The organism is Peribacillus sp. NPDC055009, assembly GCF_053608705.1.
Genome location: NZ_JBSGVZ010000004.1, coordinates 248,307 through 272,906, shown reverse-complemented (window position 1 = coordinate 272,906; position 24,600 = coordinate 248,307). Strand labels below are relative to the sequence as shown.

At 41.5% G+C, this 24,600-nt stretch carries 30 protein-coding genes; 6 read left to right on the top strand and 24 right to left on the bottom strand.

Features of this window, described 5'->3' with window-relative positions:
• Positions 1–239: 239 nt before the first annotated feature.
• From ACWF5P_RS09625 to spoIIM, 16 genes are all read right to left on the bottom strand, one after another.
• Complete coding sequence (locus ACWF5P_RS09625; RefSeq protein ID WP_434169694.1) at positions 240–1,706, bottom strand: spore germination protein; 1,467 nt, start codon at positions 1,704–1,706, stop codon at positions 240–242.
• Positions 1,707–1,710: 4 nt separating this feature from the next.
• Positions 1,711–2,292: a stage V sporulation protein AE gene (locus tag ACWF5P_RS09620; protein ID WP_057278873.1), complete on the bottom strand. Its 582-nt coding sequence runs from the start codon at positions 2,290–2,292 to the stop codon at positions 1,711–1,713.
• A 43-nt stretch (positions 2,293–2,335) separates the two neighbouring features.
• Positions 2,336–2,758 (bottom strand): stage V sporulation protein AB, encoded by a 423-nt coding sequence (locus ACWF5P_RS09615; RefSeq protein ID WP_034308131.1) that lies wholly within the window; start codon positions 2,756–2,758, stop codon positions 2,336–2,338.
• Positions 2,748–3,371 carry a stage V sporulation protein AA gene (locus tag ACWF5P_RS09610; RefSeq protein WP_363320591.1) on the bottom strand — a complete coding sequence of 208 codons (624 nt, stop codon included), beginning with the start codon at positions 3,369–3,371 and terminating at the stop codon, positions 2,748–2,750. The genes ACWF5P_RS09615 and ACWF5P_RS09610 overlap by 11 nt, the downstream gene beginning before the upstream one ends.
• A 152-nt stretch (positions 3,372–3,523) precedes the next feature.
• Positions 3,524–4,813, bottom strand: coding sequence for an NCS2 family permease (locus tag ACWF5P_RS09605; protein WP_230177095.1), 1,290 nt, complete (start codon positions 4,811–4,813; stop codon positions 3,524–3,526).
• A gap of 291 nt (positions 4,814–5,104) precedes the next feature.
• Entirely contained in the window at positions 5,105–5,872 is a 768-nt protein-coding gene (gene sigF, locus ACWF5P_RS09600) for an RNA polymerase sporulation sigma factor SigF (protein ID WP_101222470.1), read from the bottom strand.
• A 13-nt stretch (positions 5,873–5,885) separates the two neighbouring features.
• Positions 5,886–6,326 (bottom strand): anti-sigma F factor, encoded by a 441-nt coding sequence (gene spoIIAB, locus ACWF5P_RS09595; RefSeq protein WP_053346844.1) that lies wholly within the window; start codon positions 6,324–6,326, stop codon positions 5,886–5,888.
• A 1-nt stretch (position 6,327) separates the two neighbouring features.
• Positions 6,328–6,678 (bottom strand): anti-sigma F factor antagonist, encoded by a 351-nt coding sequence (gene spoIIAA, locus ACWF5P_RS09590; protein WP_034308142.1) that lies wholly within the window; start codon positions 6,676–6,678, stop codon positions 6,328–6,330.
• Between the two features lie 131 nt (positions 6,679–6,809).
• Positions 6,810–7,976, bottom strand: a complete 1,167-nt coding sequence (locus tag ACWF5P_RS09585; protein WP_434167355.1) for a serine hydrolase — start codon at positions 7,974–7,976, stop codon at positions 6,810–6,812.
• A 206-nt stretch (positions 7,977–8,182) separates the two neighbouring features.
• On the bottom strand, positions 8,183–9,487 hold the full coding sequence (locus ACWF5P_RS09580; RefSeq protein ID WP_434167356.1) for a pyrimidine-nucleoside phosphorylase: 1,305 nt from the start codon (positions 9,485–9,487) through the stop codon (positions 8,183–8,185).
• 66 nt (positions 9,488–9,553) lie between these two features.
• Positions 9,554–10,366 carry a purine-nucleoside phosphorylase gene (locus ACWF5P_RS09575; RefSeq protein ID WP_101222473.1) on the bottom strand — a complete coding sequence of 271 codons (813 nt, stop codon included), beginning with the start codon at positions 10,364–10,366 and terminating at the stop codon, positions 9,554–9,556.
• Positions 10,367–11,569 carry a phosphopentomutase gene (gene deoB, locus ACWF5P_RS09570; protein ID WP_101222474.1) on the bottom strand — a complete coding sequence of 401 codons (1,203 nt, stop codon included), beginning with the start codon at positions 11,567–11,569 and terminating at the stop codon, positions 10,367–10,369.
• 284 nt (positions 11,570–11,853) lie between these two features.
• Positions 11,854–12,747, bottom strand: a complete 894-nt coding sequence (gene xerD / locus ACWF5P_RS09565; RefSeq protein WP_452444817.1) for a site-specific tyrosine recombinase XerD — start codon at positions 12,745–12,747, stop codon at positions 11,854–11,856.
• A 5-nt stretch (positions 12,748–12,752) separates the two neighbouring features.
• Positions 12,753–12,980, bottom strand: coding sequence for a YqzK family protein (locus ACWF5P_RS09560; RefSeq protein ID WP_101223458.1), 228 nt, complete (start codon positions 12,978–12,980; stop codon positions 12,753–12,755).
• 159 nt (positions 12,981–13,139) lie between these two features.
• A complete protein-coding gene (gene fur, locus ACWF5P_RS09555; RefSeq protein WP_101223459.1) occupies positions 13,140–13,598 on the bottom strand; it encodes a ferric iron uptake transcriptional regulator in 459 nt (152 codons plus the stop codon).
• Between the two features lie 119 nt (positions 13,599–13,717).
• Entirely contained in the window at positions 13,718–14,365 is a 648-nt protein-coding gene (gene spoIIM / locus ACWF5P_RS09550; RefSeq protein WP_101222476.1) for a stage II sporulation protein M, read from the bottom strand.
• 139 nt (positions 14,366–14,504) lie between these two features.
• Between spoIIM and ACWF5P_RS09545 the strand changes: the two genes are divergently transcribed.
• Entirely contained in the window at positions 14,505–15,068 is a 564-nt protein-coding gene (locus ACWF5P_RS09545) for a GNAT family N-acetyltransferase (RefSeq protein ID WP_452444816.1), read from the top strand.
• 37 nt (positions 15,069–15,105) lie between these two features.
• On the opposite strand, the gene ACWF5P_RS09540 is transcribed toward ACWF5P_RS09545, so the two are convergent.
• Positions 15,106–16,287 (bottom strand): endonuclease Q family protein, encoded by a 1,182-nt coding sequence (locus tag ACWF5P_RS09540; RefSeq protein ID WP_101222478.1) that lies wholly within the window; start codon positions 16,285–16,287, stop codon positions 15,106–15,108.
• On the bottom strand, positions 16,288–16,839 hold the full coding sequence (locus tag ACWF5P_RS09535) for an NUDIX hydrolase (RefSeq protein ID WP_452444815.1): 552 nt from the start codon (positions 16,837–16,839) through the stop codon (positions 16,288–16,290). It lies immediately after the preceding gene.
• A 75-nt stretch (positions 16,840–16,914) separates the two neighbouring features.
• On the opposite strand from ACWF5P_RS09535, the gene mciZ reads away from it, so the two are divergent.
• From mciZ to ACWF5P_RS09520, 3 genes are all read left to right on the top strand, one after another.
• The gene (mciZ, locus tag ACWF5P_RS09530; RefSeq protein WP_076365517.1) at positions 16,915–17,076 is read left to right on the top strand and encodes a Z-ring formation inhibitor MciZ; all 162 of its coding nucleotides are present in this window, start codon (positions 16,915–16,917) and stop codon (positions 17,074–17,076) included.
• 56 nt (positions 17,077–17,132) lie between these two features.
• On the top strand, positions 17,133–18,041 hold the full coding sequence (locus ACWF5P_RS09525; RefSeq protein ID WP_427572087.1) for an aldo/keto reductase: 909 nt from the start codon (positions 17,133–17,135) through the stop codon (positions 18,039–18,041).
• Positions 18,042–18,299: 258 nt separating this feature from the next.
• The gene (locus ACWF5P_RS09520; protein WP_434169695.1) at positions 18,300–18,725 is read left to right on the top strand and encodes an Ohr family peroxiredoxin; all 426 of its coding nucleotides are present in this window, start codon (positions 18,300–18,302) and stop codon (positions 18,723–18,725) included.
• 45 nt (positions 18,726–18,770) lie between these two features.
• Here ACWF5P_RS09520 and ACWF5P_RS09515 read toward each other — a convergent pair whose 3' ends face one another.
• A complete protein-coding gene (locus ACWF5P_RS09515; protein WP_434169696.1) occupies positions 18,771–19,208 on the bottom strand; it encodes a transcriptional regulator, SarA/Rot family in 438 nt (145 codons plus the stop codon).
• Positions 19,209–19,371: 163 nt separating this feature from the next.
• Positions 19,372–19,632 carry a YqkE family protein gene (locus ACWF5P_RS09510; protein ID WP_101222483.1) on the bottom strand — a complete coding sequence of 87 codons (261 nt, stop codon included), beginning with the start codon at positions 19,630–19,632 and terminating at the stop codon, positions 19,372–19,374.
• 130 nt (positions 19,633–19,762) lie between these two features.
• Here ACWF5P_RS09510 and ACWF5P_RS09505 point away from each other — a divergent pair, with 130 nt between their 5' ends.
• Positions 19,763–20,662, top strand: a complete 900-nt coding sequence (locus tag ACWF5P_RS09505) for an alpha/beta fold hydrolase (protein ID WP_434167358.1) — start codon at positions 19,763–19,765, stop codon at positions 20,660–20,662.
• Positions 20,663–20,705: 43 nt separating this feature from the next.
• Here the strand turns inward: ACWF5P_RS09505 and ACWF5P_RS09500 are convergent, their stop codons facing one another.
• The 3 genes from ACWF5P_RS09500 to ACWF5P_RS09490 all read right to left on the bottom strand — a co-directional run bounded on the left by ACWF5P_RS09500 (position 20,706) and on the right by ACWF5P_RS09490 (position 22,857).
• A complete protein-coding gene (locus ACWF5P_RS09500) occupies positions 20,706–21,029 on the bottom strand; it encodes an iron-sulfur cluster biosynthesis family protein (RefSeq protein ID WP_101222485.1) in 324 nt (107 codons plus the stop codon).
• 209 nt (positions 21,030–21,238) lie between these two features.
• Complete coding sequence (locus ACWF5P_RS09495; RefSeq protein ID WP_101222486.1) at positions 21,239–21,571, bottom strand: YolD-like family protein; 333 nt, start codon at positions 21,569–21,571, stop codon at positions 21,239–21,241.
• 26 nt (positions 21,572–21,597) lie between these two features.
• Entirely contained in the window at positions 21,598–22,857 is a 1,260-nt protein-coding gene (locus ACWF5P_RS09490) for a Y-family DNA polymerase (RefSeq protein ID WP_101222487.1), read from the bottom strand.
• A 412-nt stretch (positions 22,858–23,269) separates the two neighbouring features.
• Here ACWF5P_RS09490 and ACWF5P_RS09485 point away from each other — a divergent pair, with 412 nt between their 5' ends.
• Entirely contained in the window at positions 23,270–23,929 is a 660-nt protein-coding gene (locus tag ACWF5P_RS09485) for a C40 family peptidase (RefSeq protein ID WP_452444814.1), read from the top strand.
• A 50-nt stretch (positions 23,930–23,979) separates the two neighbouring features.
• On the opposite strand, the gene ACWF5P_RS09480 is transcribed toward ACWF5P_RS09485, so the two are convergent.
• Positions 23,980–24,507, bottom strand: a complete 528-nt coding sequence (locus tag ACWF5P_RS09480) for a DUF3221 domain-containing protein (RefSeq protein WP_101222489.1) — start codon at positions 24,505–24,507, stop codon at positions 23,980–23,982.
• Between the last annotated feature and the right edge of the window lie 93 nt (positions 24,508–24,600).

Here is a 24,600-nt window from a genome sequence, read left to right as displayed (position 1 = left end):
ATAAGAAATGAGGCAGCCTCAAATAAAGAAACCCTGCTGTAAAAGGTTCTCTATATGAACAAGCCTCATCCTAATCGATTATCCCATGTAAATATTGTCCTCTATGACTGCTTAGTAGTTCGAAGGGAAAGACAGATTGGTTTAAACTCCAAAGAGTCATAGTAGCTTTATCTCTTTGTGAATCCTAACTTTACCGCTTTATCCGAATAAAATTAAATTACCACAACTTTTCGACAACATCAACCTTTAGATTTTCTTGGCTGCCTATATAAATCCTGGGGATGTACAATACTCGGACGTTCTATAGAACCTGGATAAGGTCTTCTAAATATTATATGTGACAAGGCTTTCGGCTGAAACGGTAGAAGCGGCCATAAATAAGGTGTATTTAACGTTTTTATGCTAGTAAGCATAATAATGTAGAGCGTGATGCCTATGACTAGGCCAGGCACTTTAAATATAGCGACCAAAACTAGCAGTGCCAAACGGGAAATTTTATTCGCAACCCCTAGTTCTAAACTCGGAGTGACAAATGTACCGATTGTAGCCACTGAAGCGTAGAGAACCACTTCAGGAACAAAGAGGCCAACATCTATCGCTATTTGCCCTATCAAAACTGCCGCAACCAAGCCCATCGCCGTTGAAAGCGGGGTCGGAGTATGAACGGCTGCCATCCTTAGAAATTCTATCCCAATATCGGATATGAAGATTTGGACCACTATGGGTATATGCGTTTTTTCATTCGGCCCGATATACTCGAACTTTTCCGGCAGGAGGGAAGGCTCTAAACAAAACAATAACCAAATCGGCAGCAAGAATAACGAAACAAAGATCCCGAGAAACCGGACCCAGCGCACCAAGGTCCCAACGGCAGGTGCCTGCCGATACTCCTCAGCGTGTTGCATGTGATGGAAAAGAGTGGACGGAGTAATGATGACACTCGGTGAAGTATCCACATAAATAAGGACATGCCCCTCAAGCAAATGCGTTGCCGCCACATCAGCCCGTTCCGTGTATCTGACAAGCGGGTATGGATTATACTTTTGATTGACGATGAACTCTTCGATCGTTTTATCAGACATCGTTATGCCATCAACCTCAATATTATTCAATTCCTTACGAACGATTTCTATTAAATCGGGATCGGCAATATCTTTAATGTAGCCGATGGATATATCCGATTTCGATCGTTCCCCTACATGCAGCATTTCGAAACGTAATCTTTCATCCCGGATTCTCCGTCTGGTTATCGCTGTGTTAATGATGATATTCTCGACAAAACCATCCCTTGATCCACGGACGACTTTTTCCGTATCGGGTTCTACTGGCTGTCTCCCAGGATAACTCCTGACATCCACAACCAATCCTATTGGTTTACCATCAACAACAACGACGATTAAACCGGATAATACCTGATCAACAAGCTCATCCATCGTCTTTATTTCCTGAACGGATTGGTGTACGAGTAAGTCTTTGACTACATCAAAAACTTTAGTAGACACGATATCGGCATTTTTGTTATGAATAAGAGAATCGAGGATATCAATGATGTACTCTGTATCCGTCAGCCCGTTTATATAGTAAATATGCACATCTTTTCTTAAGACCTTTATCTTTCTTACTCCTAAGTCGAAGCTGACGCCTAGACCCACTTTCTCTTCCATGTATGCGTCAACTTCCGCTACCCTACTCGGAATCGGCATCATGTTTTCAGGTTTTTCTGAAGTCATCATGACCACTCCTTTCCAATATGATTTCCACCGCTAGCTTCGTTATCGGTGCTCCTCTTTTAAAATCGTCCTGATGGGACATTTTTCCGATATCCCCTATCCCAACTACTATGGGAACATGTAATTGATCGATGCAATAAACCGTATCTCCTGTTATCTTGCCCAGTTCAAATTCCTCGGCGCCGTATTTATCAACCCCGTTCGGTGTCAAATTACCATCACGGTCAATACAGATATCCACCTTGGTCCATTCTTCCCTTCTAGTCTTTGAAGCGACCGCTATCACGCCAAGGACATCAATATCAGGATGTCCGGCAACTACCTTCATTGCCTGTTCGCCTGATCCTTCTCCTATAAAACCGCTATCATCAAACATGACCAATACAGGATCATACTTCGCCTTTTTTATTAATTCAACTAACTCCAAGCCCGTATATCGTGATGGATTACCTTGGGACATGGAGATACATCTTCCCCCTATTTCCTTGGCTACATGCTCGACAGCCCGTTTCGCATACTCATCTCCATCCGTAATCAATATCACTTTTCGTTTGGTCACCATCTTGGGCCTACCTTTCATCATCAGGAATAGTTACCTCATACCCTTATAAATCGACAAAATAAATCCATTGGAATAATGATCCGGCTATTTTTCCCAATACGAGTGCCATTAACAGATATATGATCTTCTCTTGAATTCCGATTCGTTTTGAAAGAACCGGAAATACATTCAGGACTTCAGTTAAGGCTGCCGCAAGCATCCCATTAAATATCCCGTCAGCCAAACCGATCGGAATTAATAAAAAATGCGGGAGGGAAAGTTCCGTTTCCTGTAATCCTAACCATGTTCCTGCGACAACTCCGGCAATGATGGCTCCTTCGTAGTAATGTATCATTTTCATTGTTTTTGTCAGCTGAGTCAGTCTTGGAATCACCCCAAGTACAGTTAAAAACGCTACAAAACCGGCACCTGTCGCAAAACCCCCAGCTAAACCGACAAAGATTCCGAAGATGATTTTACCGGTCATCAAGGTGGCGCACGTTTTCCTTATTTTCATTCATGATTACATAACGGTCCAAATCCTGCTGATAGTTGAACATTTCAACCTCGAGCGGACTAGGTTCCTCATTGAAGCGTTTTTTAAAGAAGTGATTAAAAAATAGAATCATGCCCATACCAAGGCCGAAGCTATATGGGATTTGAATCAATAACGGCTTATCATCCACTTTTCCCGTTATTATAGTAAAGATTTTTTGATGCACTTCCCCCATGCTGACATCCACATGAAAATTCATTATCGTCATTCCGCCGCCGACAAATAATAAAAACCAAACTAAGGCGAATGTCAGGTATGACATTTTCTTTTTCGAGAGGATGATTTCGATGATCGTTTGAGATGGCCCGAATGTCTCCACTTCAATAGTCGAATCCACCTTGCGGATGGCCATGATAACTTGAGCCAAATCAATGACAATAATATTCCTATCTTCCTTCTTGACCGTTAATAATATGATTTCTTCAATTAAGGTGATCACTTCTTCAGGTCCGATTATCCTTGCAATATCTTTTATCCTCACCGTTTGATTTCCCTTTACTTGTACACGGTTCCTCATCCTGATATATACAACTGCCACTATCATCACATCCCGACCTTTTATTTCCTTATGCTAGTAGTATGGATTGGAAGCAGTTTGAAAATGCAGGAAGTGAACCATGTCCATATATTACTAATTTGAAAACAAAAAAAGACATGCTGCAATGACAGCATGTCTTTTTGATTTAGATTCATACTTTAATGAGTGGGGAAGAAAATCAGCTGAACCAAAAATATCAATCCAAAAATATAAATGAGCGGATGTACGGATTTTCCTTTTCCACTAAATACCTTCATAAGGGGATAAGTAATGAACCCGATTGCAATGCCTGTAGATATACTTGAAGTAAGCGGCATCGTTAAAATGATCGCAAATGCAGGAAATGCCTCATCGAAAATTTTCCAATTGACTTTTGCCAGCCCTTCCATCATGAAACATCCCACGATGATCAAAACAGGAGCTGTGATTGCTTGAACTGAAGAAATTGCCGATATCAATGGAGAAAAGAAAATCGATGCAGCAAACAAGATTGCCACGACTGTAGAGGTTAATCCCGTACGTCCGCCAGCAGCCACTCCCGTACTTGATTCAACATAGGCAGTCGAAGGGCTTGTACCAAACATCGAGCCGACCGTCGTCGCAATCGCATCACCTAAAAAGGCTTTCTTGGCACGGGGGATTTTCCCATCCTTCGTTAGTCCTGCCTGTTCCGTCACGCCAATCAAGGTTCCTGTCGTATCAAAAATCGTCACAAGTAAAAAGGCGAAAACAATTGAATATAAAGAATTCGTAAAGACCCCGGCAATATCGATATCAAAAAATACTGGTGTTGGAGGTACAGATAAGACCCCATCGAAGTTGAGCAAACCGATAAAGTAGCCAATGATTGCCGTAACGATCATACCAATGAAAATTGCCCCTTTAATATTACGGGCCATAAAAATCAAGGTAATGAATAAGCCTGCTAATGCTAAAACGGTTCCAGGCTGATGCAAATCCCCAAGCGTCACCATAGTTGATTCATTAGGAACTACGATTCCTGCATTTTTTAATCCGATAAACGCAATGAATAAACCAATTCCTGATGTGATGCCATATTTTAATGAATTAGGAATCGCATCAATTATCATTTTACGCAAGCTTGTCACGCTAATTAGCAGAAATAGCAAACCAGCAATGAAAACCGTACCGAATACGGTCTGGTATGAAAGACCCTGAGCACCCACTACGCTGGCAAAATACGCATTCAAACCCATCCCTGGTGCTATCGCAATCGGGTATTTTGCAACGAGTCCCATGATAAGGGTACCGATCACCGCTGATATGACCGTTGCCATGAAAACTTGCTCAAATGGTATTCCGATTGAAGACAATAAAGCCGGATTCACGATTAGGATATAAACCATAGTTAAAAATGTCGTAACACCCGCCATGACTTCTGTACGGACATCCGTCCCATTTTCTTTCAGGGAGAAAAACTTTTCCATAAACATATTTTAGACCTCCAGATCTAAAGGAAACACCGACAACCGTTTGCACGAAAAGACAAGGTGTCCTAATATTGTACTGCATCAACGTTTTTCCTAATCAATATTGATTAAAAGAAAGCTAAAAAAACGAATGAAAAACGCGACCTTTACTATAATATTCGTTTTTAATCCTAAATTCAACTAAAAAATTCGACCCCGCTCATATTTTCATTCTACTTAATAAGAACCACTTTTACTTTTTCCTAAAATCAATCATTTATTTTCAAGCTCAATGAAAAACCACATGAATCATTGATTCATGTGGTTTTTCATTTGCTGAAGAATCTTCTTTTCCAGCCTTGACACCTGGACTTGGGAGATGCCAAGCCTTGCCGCCACTTCCGATTGCGTCTGATCTTTATAATACCTCAGGAAAACAATCAGCCTTTCACGTTCATTCAATTCTTGTATGGCTTCTTTCAAAGCAATTTGATCGAACCAGGAGGTTTCATTATTGTCGGCAATCTGGTCAAGAAGAGTAATCGGATCTCCATCATTTTCGTAAACCGTTTCATGGATGGATGAAGGGCTCCTGCTAGCTTCTTGGGCCATGATGATTTCCTCTGGCGACAGCTCTAGATGTTCCGCCAATTCATTGACAGTCGGAACTCGGCCATACGTCTTTGAAAGCTCCTCTTTGGCCCTGCGAATTTTATTCGCCATTTCCTTTAATGACCGGCTTACTTTAACCGTTCCGTCATCACGGATAAAACGTTGGATTTCACCAATGATCATAGGCACAGCATACGTTGAGAATTTCACTTCAAACGATAAGTCAAATTTATCCACGGACTTTAACAGACCAATACAGCCTATTTGATAAAGGTCATCCGGTTCGTAACCTCGATTGAGGAATCTTTGCACTACTGACCATACAAGCCTCAGATTGCTGTTGACAATCAGATTTCTCGCATCTTGGTCACCGCTCTGGCTGCGTTGGATTAAATTCCGCAATTCCTCATCTTTTAAATGGGGCTGGCCTTTCTTGCCCTTCTCGTTTTTAACCTCCACATCCATATGCAAGTCTCCCTTAATTGCACAAAGCTCTGCTTGTAGTTAAGTGCTTTTTTAATCGAATGATCGTGCCTTCGCCCTTATGGGAAATTATATTGATTTCATCCATGAAGTTTTCCATGATGGTGAATCCCATTCCGGAACGTTCAAGTTCGGGTTTTGTCGTAAATAACGGCTGTTTAGCCTCCTCGACGTCTTCAATGCCCAGTCCCTCATCCCGGATGGTCAATTCCACAGTATCGCCTTCGATGATCACTGAAATGTATACCCAACCTTCCGGGTCACTCTCATACCCATGGATAATCGAATTCGTAACGGCTTCTGACACGACAGTCTTGATCTCTGTCAATTCATCCATCGTCGGGTCCAATTGGGCAATGAAAGCCGCAACAGTTACCCTGGCAAAAGATTCATTTTGGCTAAGTGCAGAAAATTTCGTTTCCATTTTATTTTTCATTTTAGGCAACCCCCAGTCTTTGCAAAGCGTTTTTTTCGGATAGTTCCATTTTAACAATTTTAAACAACCCTGACATCTCAAATAACCGCTTTACTGCCGGAGAAATTGCACATACCACCATTTCACCTTGCTTTTTATTCACCTGCTTATAGCGCCCTAAAATAACTCCAAGCCCTGAACTGTCCATAAAATCCAACTCTTCCATGTTTAGGATGATATGTTTGATATTATGCTTTTGAATGGCTGCCTCTGCCTGGTTTTTCAATTTTTCTGCTGTATGATGATCTAAATCACCTTTGAGACGAATGCACAATACGCGATTTTTCGCCTCCATATTAATCGTAAGACTCATTATATACAGCCTCCTTCACTGTCTTATAAAGAGTCAAATTCTCTTTTTCACCTGCCGATTCCTCCTTACTAGCAAAACTAGTGGAGTTTCGCCTAAATTAGTACGATTAACAGGCATTGCGACAATTTATTCTATTTCGCTTGGGTAAACATGCCGAAAGCCCGTTTATACAATTGCCACCAGCTGGCATTTTCAACAGTTTCCTTCGCAACAATCGGAGATTCGACATACACCTTGCCGTTTTTCTTCAATTCAAGCGTACCAATTTCATCACCTTTTTTAATCGGGGCATCCAAATCTTTATCAAGCGTGATTTTTTTTGTAAAGTCCTTTGCCGTTCCATTTTTGGCTGTCAAAACTGAAATAGGTTCACTTGTCACACCCACCACCGATTTCTTGTCGCCTTTACTTACCTTTGCTTCACCTAACACTTCGCCGCGTTTATAAATCGGGTATGTGATATATTGTGAAAATGCATAATCTAACATCTTTGTGACCTGAGCATTTCGTTCCTTAGGAGAAACGGCTCCGAAAACGACGGCAATGACACGCATATTCCCTTTTTTTGCGGTCGCTGTCAAACAATACTTCGCTTCATTTGTGAATCCTGTCTTCAGTCCATCGACCCCAGGGTAAAATTTCACTAATCTGTTCGTGTTGACTAGCCAGAATTTCTTTTCGGTATTTTCACGGAGATAATCTTCATATGTACCCGTGAACCTTGTAATCGTATCGTATTTCAATAATTCCTTCGCCATGATCGACATATCATGTGCCGAACTGTAATGATCTTTAACAGGAAGGCCTGTTGCGTTTTGGAACTTTGTATTTTTCAACCCGAGGTCTTTCGCCTTTTTGTTCATTTTTCTAACAAACTCTTCTTCCGATCCAGCTAGACGTTCTGCCATCGCCACCGATGCATCATTTGCCGAACCAATCGAAATGCCCTTGAGCATTTGTTCTGTGGTCATTTCTTCACCTGGCTCGAGGAAGATCTGGGAACCGCCCATTGATGCTGCATACTCACTAGTCCTGATTTTCTCCTTCATGCTAAGTTCGCCTTTATCGATCGCTTCCATGATCAGCAGCATTGTCATGATTTTCGTCATGCTTGCCGGCGAAAGACGAACGTCTGCATTTTTATCATAGAGAACAGTACCTGTATCCCGTTCAATCAAAATAGCCGATTTAGCATTTGCCGCCAATTCGACTCCTTTTTCCTCAGCTGCTTTTGTATATGGGACGCTAAAACCCATTGCTACCAATACGGTTAAAAATAGAGAAAGAATCCGCTTCATCTCCATACCCTCCAATCTTTATAGGATTTATTTTTTCCATTAAACCCATTTTTATACAAATAAAGATGAATTTTGAACATATACTGGATATAGGGTAACAAAGTGAACCAAATTAAAAGAGGATGCGCATGGGCATCCTCTTTTAAACATTCAATGAAATAAACGTAAAAAGGCCACGCAAAAGCGCGGCCTTTTTTGGAAAATATTTATTCCATGATCTCTTTATAGATCAATGTAGGTTTTTCTACTTTCTCTTTTGAAATCGCAATGCTTTCATACAATTTTTCTTTTACCTTTGAAACATCTTCAAAGTTGCTGTAAATCGTCACAAGGGATTCACCTTTTGCCACGGTTTCCCCTATTTTTTTACGAAGTACCAGTCCGACTGCCAAATCAATCTCTGATTCCTTAGTCGCCCGCCCGGCACCTAACAGCATGGCTGCCGTTCCTACTTCATCAGCGATGATCTCCGATACATATCCGTCCTCTTTCGCTTCCAGCTCGAAAGTATGGGCAGCCTGCGGCAGTTTTTCCGGCTGATCCACAACCGAACCATCGCCTCCCTGCGCTTCTAGGAAAACCTTGAATGAGTTAAGTGCAGAACCATCCTTAATCGCATTTTCCAGCAAGGTTCTTGCTTCCTTCAGAGAACTTGCCTTTTTGGCAAGGTATACCATATGGCTTCCTAGTGTTAAAGAAAGTTCCGTTAAATCTTCCGGTCCTTCTCCTTTAAGTGTATCGATGGCTTCCTTCACTTCTAAAGCATTTCCGATTGCGTAACCCAACGGTTGGCTCATATCGGAAATGACAGCCATCGTATTTCGCCCTACATTGTTTCCGATGCTAACCATTGCATGCGCCAACTCTTCGGAATCTTCAAGCGTTTTCATGAAAGCGCCCGCTCCCGTTTTAACATCAAGTACGATTGCATCAGCACCAGCTGCGATTTTCTTACTCATGATCGAGCCAGCAATCAAACCGATACTGTTAACGGTAGCCGTAACATCACGCAATGCATATAGCTTTTTGTCGGCTGGAGTCAGGTTACCACTTTGTCCAATGACAGCTATCTTATTTTTATTAACAAGTCGTATGAACTCGTCGTTTTCTATTTCGACATGAAATCCCTTTACAGACTCCAACTTATCGATCGTTCCGCCTGTATGGCCAAGACCGCGTCCTGACATCTTTGCCACTGGAACACCTACAGCAGCAACCAATGGCCCAAGCACTAATGTTGTCGTATCACCAACACCGCCTGTTGAATGTTTATCGACCTTAATTCCTTCAATCATCGATAAATCAATTTGATCTCCTGATTCGACCATTGCCATGGTTAAATCAGCACGTTCCTGCTCATTCATGCCTTTGAAGTAAACAGCCATTGACCAAGCGCTCATTTGGTAATCCGGAATCGATCCGTCGGTAAACCCTTTGATGACGAACTGTATTTCTTCTGTAGTAAGAGCCTTTCCATCACGCTTTTTCTCGATTAAATCTACCATTCTCATATTAGAATCCCCACTTTTTTAAGGACACCGCTTCTCTTTAGGTGTACTTGTATTTTTTGGTCCGTTTTATATGTCTTTAACGATGTGCTTAACAAATTCCAGAAAGCTGCTTTTCACTTTTTCCGTCGTTTCAATTACCTCTTCATGCGACAAAGGCTGATCCAGAATGCCTGCGGCCATATTGGTAAGGCATGAGATTCCGAGCACTTTCATATCGCTATGCCTTGCTACGATAACTTCCGGAACTGTCGACATACCAACTGCATCCCCGCCAAGGATCCGTGCCATTTTCACTTCTGCAGGTGTCTCATAGGTCGGTCCTGTATTCCCGATATAGACACCTTCTTTAATATCCAATCCTAGTGAAGCTGCTATTTTTTTCGCTTGTGACCGAAGGTCTTTATTATAAGCTTCCGACATATCAGGGAATCTAGGACCGAAACGCTCTTCATTAGGACCAATCAATGGGTTTGCCCCCATTAAATTAATATGATCCGTAATGAGCATCAAGTCACCTGGTTCATAGCTTTCATTAACGCTTCCGGCAGCATTCGTTACAATTAACTGCTTAACACCAAGAAGTTTCATTACACGTACAGGAAAAGTGACCTTCTCCATGGAGTAACCCTCATAAAAGTGGAAACGCCCTTGCATGGCTACAACTTTTTTGCCACTTAATTGTCCAATGACAAGCTGTCCAGCGTGTCCTTCAACAGTCGATACCGGGAATTCCGGGATTTCGTGGTATGGAATCGTAATGGGATTTTCAATTTCATCTGCCAATACTCCAAGTCCGGAACCAAGAATCAGGCCTATCTCCGGAGAGCCTTCAATTTTACTTTTTATGAATGACGCAGCAGTTTCTATTTTATTAAACATCTATTTAATCTCCCCTAAATTTAGATCGCCCAATATATTTTTCCCGTAGGCAGGCATTTTCACATCAAAGTTAGCAGCGACCGTCGCCCCGATATCAGCAAATGTATCTCTTATCGGGAGTTCGGCACCTTCTGTAAATCGTTTGGAATAGACTAATAAAGGTACATATTCACGTGTATGATCGGTTCCTTCATGGACCGGATCATTCCCGTGATCGGCAGTGATGATCAATAAATCATCCTCTTTCAGTTTATCAAGGACTTCCGGCATCCTAGCATCGAATTCTTCCAATGCCTTTCCGTATCCCTCTGGATCGCGGCGGTGACCGTATAAAGCATCGAAGTCGACTAGATTAAGGAAACTTAACCCTTTAAAATCCTGTTCTACCGTTTGGATTAATTTATCCATTCCATCCATATTGGATACGGTCCTTAATGATTCAGTGACGCCTTCCCCATCAAAGATATCCGAGATCTTCCCGATTGCGAGCACGTCATATCCAGAATCTTTCAATTCATCCATTACTGTCCGATTGAAAGGCTTCAATGCATAATCATGACGATTAGGCGTTCTTTTGAAGTTTCCTGGTTCACCTGTGAAAGGTCTGGCAATCACGCGTCCAACCTTGAACTCATCAGCCATTGTCACTTCACGGGCAATTTCACAAATCTTGTACAATTCGTCTATCGGGACGATGTCTTCATGTGCAGCAATCTGTAATACGGAATCTGCTGATGTATATACGATCAGCGCACCCGTTTTCATATGTTCCTCGCCGAGCCTCTCAATGATTTCCGTGCCGCTTGCAGGGACGTTCCCAATAATTCCCCGACCCATCTTCGCCTCGAGTTCATTGACTAATAATTCCGGGAAACCATCCGGAAATACACGGAATGGAGTTGATATGTTCAAACCCATGATTTCCCAATGTCCAGTCATCGTATCTTTTCCTGTAGAGGCTTCCTTCATTTTCGTATAGTATGCGAGAGGTTGCTGAGCTTTTTCAATCCCCTTGATTTCACGGATATTGCCTAAACCCAATTTTGCGAGAGTCGGCATGTTCAATCCATTCATTCTTTCTGCGATATGGCCGAGTGTATCCGCCCCTTTATCACCGAATAAATCTGCATCAGGTGCTTCACCAATTCCAACTGAATCCATAACTATTACAAATATTCGATTAAATGCTGAATTCCCTTTCATAAGTCATTCCTCCTAAAATAGTAAATCACTTTTTATACTCTCTATAATACCCTTATTCTGCTCATTTACTCTTCATTTTAAATGAAACTGCGAGAACGTCAGAAGTCTGACCTCTCTACATTGTAAACGATTACCATGATGGAGACAAATAATATATTTCGGAATAAACAAACTGACACTAGAGCATGCTTTAGAATCATCAGTAGCCTTACTGAAATAAAAAGGCTGCTCCTTCAACCGCTTCGCAGTTAAATTCACAACCTTTCTATCATTCTACTATTCTTTTAAGCGCGCGGATGGAATTTTGAATATACATCCTTGATCCGTACGTTCGTAATATGTGTATAAATTTGAGTTGTCGAAATATCCGCATGACCAAGCATTTCTTGGACGGCACGTAAATCAGCCCCGTTCATCAATAGATGTGTCGCGAAAGAATGTCTTAGTGTATGCGGTGTAATTTCTTTTTCAATTTGTGCCGATTTTACAAGTTTTTTTAGAATTTTCCAAAATCCCTGCCTTGTCAGCCTGTTTCCATGATGATTCAAAAAAAGTGAATCTGTCCTGTGCTTAGGGCTGGCCATTTTTCCCCGGGAACTTTCCATATAATGTTCAATCGCACCCAATGCAGTTTGGCCAATCGGAATGATTCTCTCTTTATTTCCTTTCCCTACACAACGGACAAAACCCATGGATGCATGGACATCACTTACATCCATGGATATCAACTCACTGACACGCATACCCGTCGCATACATCAGTTCTAGCATCGCCTTATCGCGTAAGCCGAATTCATCCATTTTCTTTGGGGCTTCCAATAGTGCTTCAACCTCTTCCATGCTTAATACCTTTGGAAGACTTCGTTCTGGTTTTGGCGTTTCTATATGTATGGACGGATCCTGATCGGTTACTTTTTCCCTTAGAAGAAATTGATGAAAAGACCGAATGGAGGCTATATGACGCGCCACCGTCTTCGATGATTTCCCTTGATCCTTCAAATGCACGAGAAAATGCAGGATGTTGACCCGCCGTGAATCATTCCAATTTTCGATGGCTTCAGCTTCTTTCAGAAAGCTCCAATATGATCTTAAGTCACGCTCATACGAAACGAGCGTATTCTTGGCAAGCCCTTTTTCAATGGTTAAAAAATGAATGAAATCCCTAATTTGATTCTCCATATTCATTACTCCCCGTTTAAATAAAACAACATTAAGCGTTCAAGCCATGCATCATCACCCGTATCTACTGCCTTCGATACTTTTACAGCCATGCCTTTCGGTTCATCATAACGATGATAATCTTGATATTCCTGATTTAACCATACCATTCCTATATAAAAAAGAACAGTGAAGCTAACAAAGAGAATCATCACTTTAGCCGTATGCAAAACAAGCGATAATGATGTTTTCATCATCTTTCCCCTCCCATTCGATCCTTTGTATCAATCTATGCCCAACAGGACAAGTTTTATACGTGTTTCGGAAAGGAGAAAACAAAAACAACTCTTACTTGAGAAAATAGGTTTTAAAAATGCAGAAAACCTTCTCCATTAAATGGAAAAGGTCCGACTTCATTCACCTTTATTTTCTTCTTTGTCATGACATCGATGACAAATGCCATGAAAGGTTAATCTATGGTCTTTTATCTTGAAGTTCCAGTCGCGTTCCACAATGTCTTCTACGTCTTCAAGTAGGTCTTCCTGAATCTCATCTACCGCACCACATTCCACACAAACAAGATGATGATGGAAATGCGCAGCTCCTTCTTGTCTTAAATCATAACGGGAAACCCCGTCTCCAAAGTTAATTTTATCTACTATCTTCAATTCAGTCAGCAACTCTAGTGTACGGTAAACTGTTGCCAATCCAATTTCCGGCGACTTTTCTTTGACAAGGAGGTAAACGTCTTCTGCGCTTAAATGATCCTCTTCATGCTCAAGTAAAACGCGGACGGTCGCTTCTCGCTGAGGCGTTAATTTGTAGCTGGACGAGTGTAACTGCTTTTTTATCCTATCAATTCTGTTTTCTATTTCCATACCTAATATTCCCTCCCGCGCCGCTATCCTATCCATTATATCAAAAGAGGGAAAACTGTCAAAATAGATTTCTTGTTAATGATAAAAAAATTTGCGGGAACGGCAAATTTCAATCAATGACCCAATAAACTTACGACATTTTTCATTAAAGAAGGGGATAGGTACGCTTCAAATGCAGCAGCTGTAATCAAAAATATTCCCGACAAGATCAATGAGAAAATATACCGTGAAATTATCGGCTTCAGCGGTTCACGAACCTGCTTTAGGAAAATCCGGCTGATCATTTTCATTGATAGCGAGACGGCAAGCACGGTTATCACGATGAATATCGGGACGATGAATATGTTTTGGGGCAAAATAGCGACAAACGATAATAAAAAACCGCTCCATCCCATTTGATTGACTAAAAAGCCGACTGTGAATCCAACAACCATCCCTTTTATAAATAACAAAACCAGGATGACTGGCAAACCGATGACCGATATTCCGAGAATCCAGATGACCCCGATATATTTTATATTATGCATAATACTTTGGCTGAACATATCATGCGAAGAGGCAAATTCACCTTTGGATACTTGTCCGAAAAATTGCGATAAATAATAGAACAAGTCTTCCTTTTGGGTAAAGCTCAAACTATTCACCAATATTGCCCCAAAAATGACACCCATCAAAAAAAGCACAGTGATAAAGACATATAATGAGGAATGTTCGTTAATATGTTTCATTACGGCATTTTGTACGACAGATTTTTTTTTCATCTTTCATCCTCCCAACTCCGCTTACTAGAATCTATGTTTTCACTCTCTCATTTATGCTAAGAAAACTTTCTCCCTCAGCCGAACACATTGAGCTCAATTCATGTTATAATTTTCCATACTAACGATATGGAGGCAGGATATGAAAGCTATATTAATGGATTTCCCCGAAAAAATCGAAACCCCACGATTATATCTAAGGCCCTGTCAGCCTGGCGATGGCCTGGACGTTCACGAGGCCATTGTCCATTCCAAACCTGAATTGAAACAATGGCTGCCGTTTGCCCATCAAGATGTTTCTTTGGAAACTTCTGAACAGAATGTCCTTAAGTCCTTTTCGGATTTCATTTTAAAAGAGGATATCAGACTCCATATTTATAGGAAAGAAGACGATCAATTCATCGGCTCCACCGGTCTGCACCGAATTAACTGGGATATCCCCAAATTCGAAATTGGCTATTGGATTGATACGAGATACAGTAAACAAGGCTACATAACGGAGGCGGTAGAAAAGTTAACCAAATTCGCCTTTTACCATTATGGAGCAAAGCGGGTCGAGATCCGCTGTGATCCTAATAATATCGCCAGCAAACGGATTCCCGAAAAGCTGGGGTATATCCTTGAAGGAATTTTGCGTAATGACTTTCTTAGTGCAGATGGCAAGGAAGTGCGGGACACCTCCATTTATGCAAAAACAACTAACTAAAAAAGCCCTGACAGATCTCCATCTGTCAGGACTTTTTTCAGGTTAATTCCTTTTTGACCTTTCCGTACTTTCCTCCGCCCCCCACTTCAAAAGATAGCGTCCCTTTTCTGGCAGAATCGATATAGCCCGCCAATTTTTCAGGAACGATTTCCTTGAGCTGTTCAAGCGTAACTTCATGTAGGATATTCATCTCTGTTCCAAATGCCACCAGCAGTTTTTCCATGGATTTAGGACCGAGTCCCGGGATGAAATCAAGTGGTACTTGGTGGATATACGGCGGCCTTTCCCTGCCATTTCTTCCGTCCGTCCCGGAAATGGAGAGCTCTTCAATCCTGGACGATACCCCTTTTATAATGGATTTATTACCGCATTCGGGACATTGTTCACTATCCCTCAATACCTGGTGTAAGCACCCTGAACATACAGTTTGATGATACTTTCCCAATAAGGGGTTCAATCCATAATTAACGGTCACCTTACGATTCCCTTTTTCTTTAAGGGCTTTTGCCAGCTCATTGAAACTTGGTTCCTCAAGCAGGACTTTTTGATATTCCCGAGCGATTTTCCCAAGCGAATGGGCATCGGAATTTGTTACGAATACATAGGAGTCCAACTCCTCGATATCCTTGACCATTTCTGTATCAGAACTTAAACCAAGTTCGATGGCATCAATCAGCTCCGGATCGAATACTTCTGTAAGACTGGATCGCACCCCTTTTCCATATAAGCTTTTAAATGGGGTGAAAACATGTGCCGGGATAAACAGGCCGCCCAGTGATTTCACGATCTTTTGCAGTGTTCTTCCATCACAATAAATCCTTTGGGAGCTCAAGGTAATATTTTTAACATGTCCGCTCATCCATGAGGAGAATTCCTTCATCGCTTTTATAGTGGGAAAATAAGCGAGGACATGGATCGGTCCATTACAATTCTGATCATAAATTTCAATCTCCGAGCCTGGAATGATGGTTGTATTCTTGTATTGAAGTCCTCCTTCAATCTTCTCCGTGATTTCGCCGTCCAGCATCCCCGCTTCGATTTCTTCGATAATTTCAGGAGAATGGCAATCGATTATCCCGATTAGATCAAGGCCCTTCCTTTCACTTGCCACTTGCAGCACATTGCTGAAGGTTAACGTTTTAGCACCTGTTATTTTCACGGCCCTTCCGCTTCTCGTTCTGCCTATATGGATATGCAGGTCAGCGTAAAACTCTTTCATTTACGATTTCATCACCTTTTTCAACTGTAGATACTGAACTGCATATGCCGTTTTGGCATCTTTGATCTTCCCTTCATACATATAAGTTTGGGCTTCCTCCAGCGTGAGTTCAATCATCTCGACGAATTCATCTTCATCCAGCGGGGCTGCATTTTCTTTCTTTTTCAAATTGTGGGCCACATATAGGTGGACCAATTCATCGGCGAAACCTGGCGATGTATAGAAGGATATGATGTGCTCCATTTTTTCACATTCATAACCTGTCTCCTCTTCCAGCTCCCGTTTAGCCGACAGAACCGGTTCTTCGCCTTTTTCCAGCTTTCCTGCAGGAATTTCCACCAAGCTTCTCTCCAGCGCTTTACGGTACTGTTCAACCATGATGATTTTATTTTCTGCCGTGAGAGCTATGATGGCAACCGCTCCCGGATGCTTGATTATTTCACGTTTACCCGTTTTCCCATCAGGAAGCTCTACATCATCCACTTGCAGGCTGATTACCTTTCCTGTGAAGATTTTTTCCGAAGACAGCGTTTTTTCTTCAAATTTTTTCATCCTGACCACTCCTCTGTTCTAATTGCAGCATGATTCCTCATACATTTTACCATAATAGAGATGGAGGGCGATTTAATGAAAGTTTACGTACTGGAAAAAAGCGTTACTTTATCCGGAAAGAGTTGGGAAATCCTTCAAAAACTAAAACAATTGCAAAATCAATATGTCTATATCAATGATTGGATAGCCGACATACACGATCAGGTGCCGCCCACTCCTTTAAAACGGATCAAGTGAATTCTTTGAGTGAAATGGATTTCTCCTTTACAATGAAATGTAAGGGAGTGGATAACATGAAAAAACGCAGACTAGGAAATTCAGACTTGCTAGTTTCTGAAATCGGGCTCGGATGCATGTCATTGGGGACTGTTGAAAATCAGGCATCCGAAATCATACAGGCCGCTTTAGATGAAGGAATCAATTATTTTGATACTGCTGACTTATATGATTTCGGCATGAATGAAGAAATCGTCGGAAAGAATTTAAAATCGGTCCGCGATAAGGTATACATAGCCACCAAGGTCGGAAACCGCTGGAATGAAAACAAAGATTCCTGGAGCTGGGATCCATCTGGCGAATATATTAAAACGGCAGTAAAAGATAGCTTAAAGAGATTGGGAACTGACTATATTGATCTTTATCAGTTACATGGCGGCACCATTTCAGACAATATCGGAGAAACGGTAGAAGCATTTGAAGATTTGAAAAAAGAAGGCTATATCCGATATTATGGAATTTCCTCGATTCGTCCGAATGTGATCAAGGAATTCACGGAAAAGTCTAAGCTTGATTCCGTGATGATGCAGTTTAATCTACTCGACCGCCGCCCAGAAGAGTGGATGTCCCTTTTGGCCAACAAACAGATCAGCATTATTGCCCGTGGCCCCCTTGCCAAAGGGCTGCTCAGTGAAAAAATGCTTGAAAAGGCAAATGAGGATGGATACCTTGACTATAGCTATCACGAACTTAAAGATTTGCTTCCGGAAATAAAGGACAAACTTTCCGATAGGAAGTTGAATGAAACGGCACTTCAATATGTATTGTCCCATCCAAGCGTCGCTACCGTTGTACCAGGAGCAAGCTCAGTACAGCAGCTCCGTGAGAACTGCCAGGCCGCTAACAGTCCTTCACTGTCCAAAACCGAGTTGGATATCTTAAAGCAGTTGACCAAAGCGAACAAATATGAAAGTCACCGGGATTAAAAAGAATGGAACTAAACTAAATGTTTCAAATAAATTAGGCTGCACTATCTCCGTTTAACAACGTGATAGGCAGCCTTTTTCCATTCCATCGTTTTTTTCGCCATACTCTCTTCTGTACAGCTTTCAAGTTTCCGATCATTCTAATTCCTTTCCAAACCCATTTAACGGTTTTAAACTTTTCATTGGACATCCCAAAATTAATATTGTACAATTCAGTTGTGCACAATTAAAAATAAAAAGATAAAGGGAGAAAAAATGATGACAAAAACATTATTTACAACGTCTGTAACAGTTGATGGTGGAAGAGAAGGAACGGCAATTTCTGCTGACGGCAACTTCACGGTTGATATTGCGATGCCTGGAACACCAAGGGCTAAACAGATGCCTGAAGCATCTAATCCGGAACAGCTTTTTGCAGCTGGATATGCTGCATGTTTTGATAGTGCTTTGCAATCAGTTGGTAAAATTGAACGCGTTCCCTTCAATTCCAAGGTCACCGCAAGCGTCAGCCTATTGATGGGTGAGATGCATCAGTACAGCTTGGCTGTAACTTTGGCTGTGAAGGGTTCCGGGGTCGATAAGGCGACATTCGAAACCCTTGTTCATAAAGCACATCAAATGTGTCCTTATTCAAAAGCAATCAACGGCAATGTGGACGTCGCCTTTGAAATAGATGTAGATTAAATCCGACAAAAAGACGCTTGGGGAACCCCAAGCGTCTTTTCTTTGCTAAAATTGCTGTAAAGTTTTCAATAGTTGGAGCAGTGAAGCTTTTAAATCCTCAAGCACCTTCTTATCATCACCCGACATAGCTGAAATGCGATCGGGAATGAAGCAGGCCTCTTCCTGTAAACCAAGTCCCTTTTCCGTCAGCTTGATCATGACAGACCGTTCATCTTCAGTCGAACGTTCACGGACAATCAAGCCATTCTGCTCCATTCGTTTCAACATGGGAGTAAGCGTTCCTGAGTCGAGGGCAAGGAGCTCCCCAAGTTTTTTTACTGTAAGTGTATCCTGTTCCCATAATAGAAGCAGGACAAGATATTGAGGATATGTCACTTCAAGTTTATCAAGCAGCGGTTTATATTTCTTCGTCATTTCCCGCGAACTTGCATAAAGCAGGAAACATAATTGGTCTTCCAGTACTTTTTCTATTTTATTTTGCATCATATCACCAGCTAATAGTAGTCCATCCGATATGAAAGCATATCGAACTTATCTTTAATATAATCGTTATACTTTATAAAATAAAGGAATATCAGCAAGGAATGGTCTTCCTGAACAGAAAAAGGGAGCCAGCCCACTTAAAACTTAAACTGCTCCCTGTCCTTCATTTATAGTTCTTCCAGTTCAGATTGCTTTCACCCAATAGTTCTTCAAATGATTTATTCTTCTCCCGCCGCTTTCTTTCTTCGCGTTTCTTTTCTTCTTCCGCTGCCCTTTTTTCTTGTTCAGCCTCATTAAGTTCCTTTTGCTTTTGACGAAGCTGGGACATGATATCTTGATTGATCATATCACCAAGTTTCAATGAAGATGAATCTTTATCTTGGTTTTTGCTTTGAGTTTGATTTCGCGGCTGTTTCTTTTTCATCCTTAATACCTCCCTGCCCATTTATGAAATTATTATATCACGACTGCCGTTTTCCTCGTCATCGTTTTCAACAGTGTTTTCCCATTTCCCACATGGTAAAATAAAGAAAATCAACCTAGGAGGACCTTTCATGAAGAAATGGTGGTTTACACTCGCCGGAATCCTATCGTATATCATCGGCGTCGGCATTTATTTTTCCAATCGGATCATGTACATGAAAAAGAAGGAAGATGATTTTATCCAGAATCGTGAAATCATGGCTAAACGCCTGATCCGGGAGGATTTTGATAATCTGCCTAAAACGGAAATTTGGGTATCGTCACCATCCGGATATTCCTTGAAATGCTTGTTTATCGAACCGCATGACACCAATAAGTGGGTGATCATTTCTCATGGTGTGACGGAAAACAAAGTCAATTCGATTAAGTACATGAATATTTTTCTTAAGCGGGGCTTCAACGCAATCATTTATGACCACCGCCGGCATGGGGATTCCGGTGGCAAGACGAGCAGTTACGGACATTATGAAAAATTCGACCTGAAGGCCGTAATCGATGAATTGAAAAGACGTAAAGGTCCCGACCTTCATATTGGCATTCATGGTGAATCCATGGGGGCCGTAACCCTGCTTTTATATGCCGGAATGCTTGAAGACGGTGCTAATTTTTACGTTGCCGACTGTCCATTTTCAAATTTCGAGGATCAAATCAAACACCAGCTCAAGCATGAAGTCCCATTTCCTTCCTGGACAGTGTTTCCGCTTGGGCGTATGTTCATCAAACTCCGTGACGGATATTGGACCAACGAAGTGTCCCCAATCGATTATATAAAAAATATCCGAAACCCGGTGCTCTTCATCCATAGTGAAAATGACAGTTTCATTCCCGCTTCCATGACAGCGGAATTATATGCAGCAAAAGAGGGCCCAAAGCAGCTTTACATCGCTAAAAAAGGGGCCCACGCTCAATCTTATAATGAAAATCCAAAAGAATATGAAGATCAAATCGATCAGTTTCTAAAACTTGTCTGAGAAGAAAAAAGAGGGTATCCAAGATCCCCTCTTTGCTTTTTAGTCAGATTTTATTAAAATAACTCATCCTTGGATTCAAGATTTGATTCGGACTTTTTAATTGAAAGCTGTTCGCTTCCGGAACAAAGTCTATTTTCATGACCTCATCAAGAAAAATCATTTTTGATTTCTCCACATATAGTGGAATCCCGTTTGTTTCCACTTTTTCGGTACCTTCTTCAGGTTCGTTGACCCACCATAGCGCGGTCACACCGCTTACCACGCAGCCACAGCCATCAGTATCATATTTCAACTGTAAATATCCTTCTTGTCCCTGTACCTTATCGGCCATTTTCTCAGCCGCTGTTTCCGTCCATTCAATATACATGATTGCACGCCTCCCGATGTTTCCCCCATTATAAACGATAAATACGCTTCTGTTAAAGAAACTGCCTTCCTTTGCAAGCTTCAGCCGACACGAAAATCACTTTCTTCATTAACCGTGCTAACAAATGCCGATTCTCATACTCCTCCGTGATACCTTTCATCACGATACCGTTTTGAAAGGCTGTCCCTTGGGAACAGCCCTTCCGCTCATCATTCCATTATCCTTACATCCGCGATATCGGAAAGCCTGATATAGTGAGCCTGCTGAAACCGATCGACGATATGAAGCTTTTGGGTGAGCTCATTATAATAATGGATCCTGCCGATTAACAGCTGATACCGGTTGCCTTCATAATGAGCAATCGTGACATCCTTTCTTTCCTCCATCGCTTCCCCCATTACCGCATTCATTTCTTCCAGTTGCTGCTCATCCAGGATGCGTTTCGTTTCATAGCCATCCTCCACCACCCAATCCCGAAGCATCTTCACATGCTCCGGCAACATCATCGATGTCCATTTGATACGGCCGCGATCACGTATCATTCTTTTCCCTCCCTTCAAAGTCAACCTTACGCCTTATGACCACCAAGCAGCTTGCTTCGGTAAACGGCTGTACCTGCTTCTGTATACGAAACGGCACGCAATAACGATTTGGCTCCATATTTATGGCGGATTCGATCAACCGTGTAACTCAATTCCCGCTTCTTCCAGCGCGAAGCATCGAATAAAGTCAGCTGCATTTCGTTATCATCCACAATATTCGAGAGCCTGACCTCTATGCTCCGAACCGTTTTTTGCTTATAGTTCTCATGAAAAAGCTCCAGGCAAACTTTATATAGCTCCATCGTAATGTTGGTCGGTTCGCTAATTGAACGCGAACGTTGGAAACCTCCGCCGAACTCATCCTTGCTGTAACCAATGCTTAGGCTCACCGTCCTTCCTGCCTTGCGATGGGTGCGTGCCCTTCTTCCAACTTCTTCGCAAATTTCCAGCATGACCTGCTTTACCTCATGCTCCTCCTTATAATCCCGCAGCAGGATTTGACTTTTGCCGAAGCTTACCTGCCCTTCGATGATCGCTGCCCCCATATCGGATAAATCTATTCCCCAAGCATGGTGGTAAAGCTGATTGCCCATAATTCCAAACTTCGCTTCAAGTAATTCAAGATCATAATTGGCAAGCTGTCCAACCGTGAATATTCCCATTCCATGAAGGGTTTTTTCTACGCGCCTGCCGATCCCCCACATTTCACGAAGTGGGGAAATCGGCCAAAGTTTGCTTGGCACATCCTCATACTTCCATTCTGCAATCCCATTATGTTTGGCTTCCAAATCAAGGCAAAGTTTTGCCATAAGCATGTTCGGTCCAATTCCAATGGCACAGGGGAGCTGTAATTCCCGTTCGATTTCATCCTTTATCTTTTCAGCTATCATCCGGGCATCTCCCCATAAAGAAGCGGCACCATCGACTTTCACAAAACTTTCGTCCACACTATATACGTGAATCGCTTCTTTGGGCACATAACGGTTGAACAAGCGGGTGATTTCCGTCGAAACCCTTAAATAGGTCGCCATTTTAGGTTCAACGACGACAATCCTCGGATCATTCGGGATCTCAAACATCCGCGAACCTGTCTTGATGCCAAATTCCTTCTTCATCTTTGGAGAAGCCGCAAGCACAATGCTCCCTGTCCTCTTCAAATCACCAACCACCGCCAGATAACAATCAAGCGGGTCCAGACCAAGCATGACCGCTGAACAGCTTGCATAAAAACTTTTCATATCGATACACATAATTGATTGTTTCGGCATCGTCCCATAATCCATCACTTCTCACCCTAACAAGAATATATGTTCGCTTTTATTATATTCATAACTTTAACCGAATATACGTTCTTATTCAATGGAAGTTTTCATACAAATTTCTACTTTTTAATGTAATTTCCTTGAAAAATATAATAGATACTAAAAATGGTTAAAATACCATATTTAAACTTAATATCCAAATAGTTTTTTTAAAAAGAATCAATTCGTAGCTTGAATAATTTTTAATGGATCCTTATACTTAGTTTTTTTAATTTTTTTCACCCTTTTCAACAGTCTTTCGTCTATTTTAAATTTAGTCTTACTACTCATTTTTTGTAATAAAACTGTAACCAAAATTATGTCTAATTGTCATAATGGTATTGTAGGATAATATTGTTAAGAATATAGAGAGATAGATAGAGAGGAAATGAAAATTATGAAGAAATGGATCGCTTCAGCTGCTGTTGCTTCTGCCATGATGCTAACCCCGCTGCAAGCCTTTGCAAATATTGGAGATCAAACCCTCAGACCCGGAATGACACATAGTGATGTCAAACAACTACAACAACTTTTAAAAACCAAAGGTTATTTCACATATTCAGGTTCACTGACTACATATTACGGCACCTATTCTGTATCAGCAGTAAAAAAATTCCAAAAATCTAAAGGGCTGACTGCCGACGGAATTGCGGGCCGTAACACATTTAATAAGCTTGGTGTTTATAAGGTCAATAATACAAGCTTGATCAGCTATGCAAAAACCTTAATAGGCAAACCCTACAAATGGGGCGGTACAACACCAACTGGATTTGACTGCTCAGGCTTCGTCTATTACGTATTCCAGAAATCACAAGGAATCACCTTACCGCGTACAACATCCTTGCTTTATTCCAATACAGGTTTAAAAGTATCTTCACCAGCTAAGGGTGACCTTGTATTCTTTGATACTTCTTCTGGAAGAACAGGGGTATCCCATGTTGGTATCTATATCGGAAATGGTCAATTCATCAGTGCTACTTCTTCTAAAGGAATAACCATCACGGATATGGATAATTCTTATTGGAAACCAAAATATTTAGGTGCGAAAACTTTATAAAATCCCATAAAACAACCGGACAGAATTCATAGTGATTCAGCCCGGTTGTTTTATTTTATATATAATATTTCATCCGTTAAATCCTCAACTGTCACCATGAATGAAGCGTCCAAGTTGGAACGGTTCATCATTTCGATATTATAAACATGCTCTGACGGTAAATGGACGACTTCGAGAACCATGAATCGCTGACTTTCCGCTTTACTGACATGATTGAGGGCAGCAGTGACCGCCCTTTGTTCGGCCAAGCTTTTTACATCCGTCAAAACAAGAATCAGTTCCGCTTCCGCTTTCCCAGGAAATGATTTCTTCACCCCGCCCCGGTGCCATGGTTTCACTTTCATCCCGATTTCCAGGTCGGAATAATCGAGAGCGTTACCATGTTGATCTTGAATGGATGTATCAGTGGTCACCTTATAATACGTCCTTTTAATCAAAATCCTTTTATCGTCAAGATCCGTAATGAAACCTTCTTCCCCCTTACCGACGGCATCATCCCTGTTCCAATCAGGGGATTGACAGCTACCCAGAATAAAGGCAACGAATATGGATATATAAAGGTTTACAATCCTCTTCATACAAATCCCTCCTACTAGAAATAGACGGATCCCCCATGAAATAGTTACCAATTCATATGAAAACTTCGGTTATTTCAAAAAAGGGGAATGTCA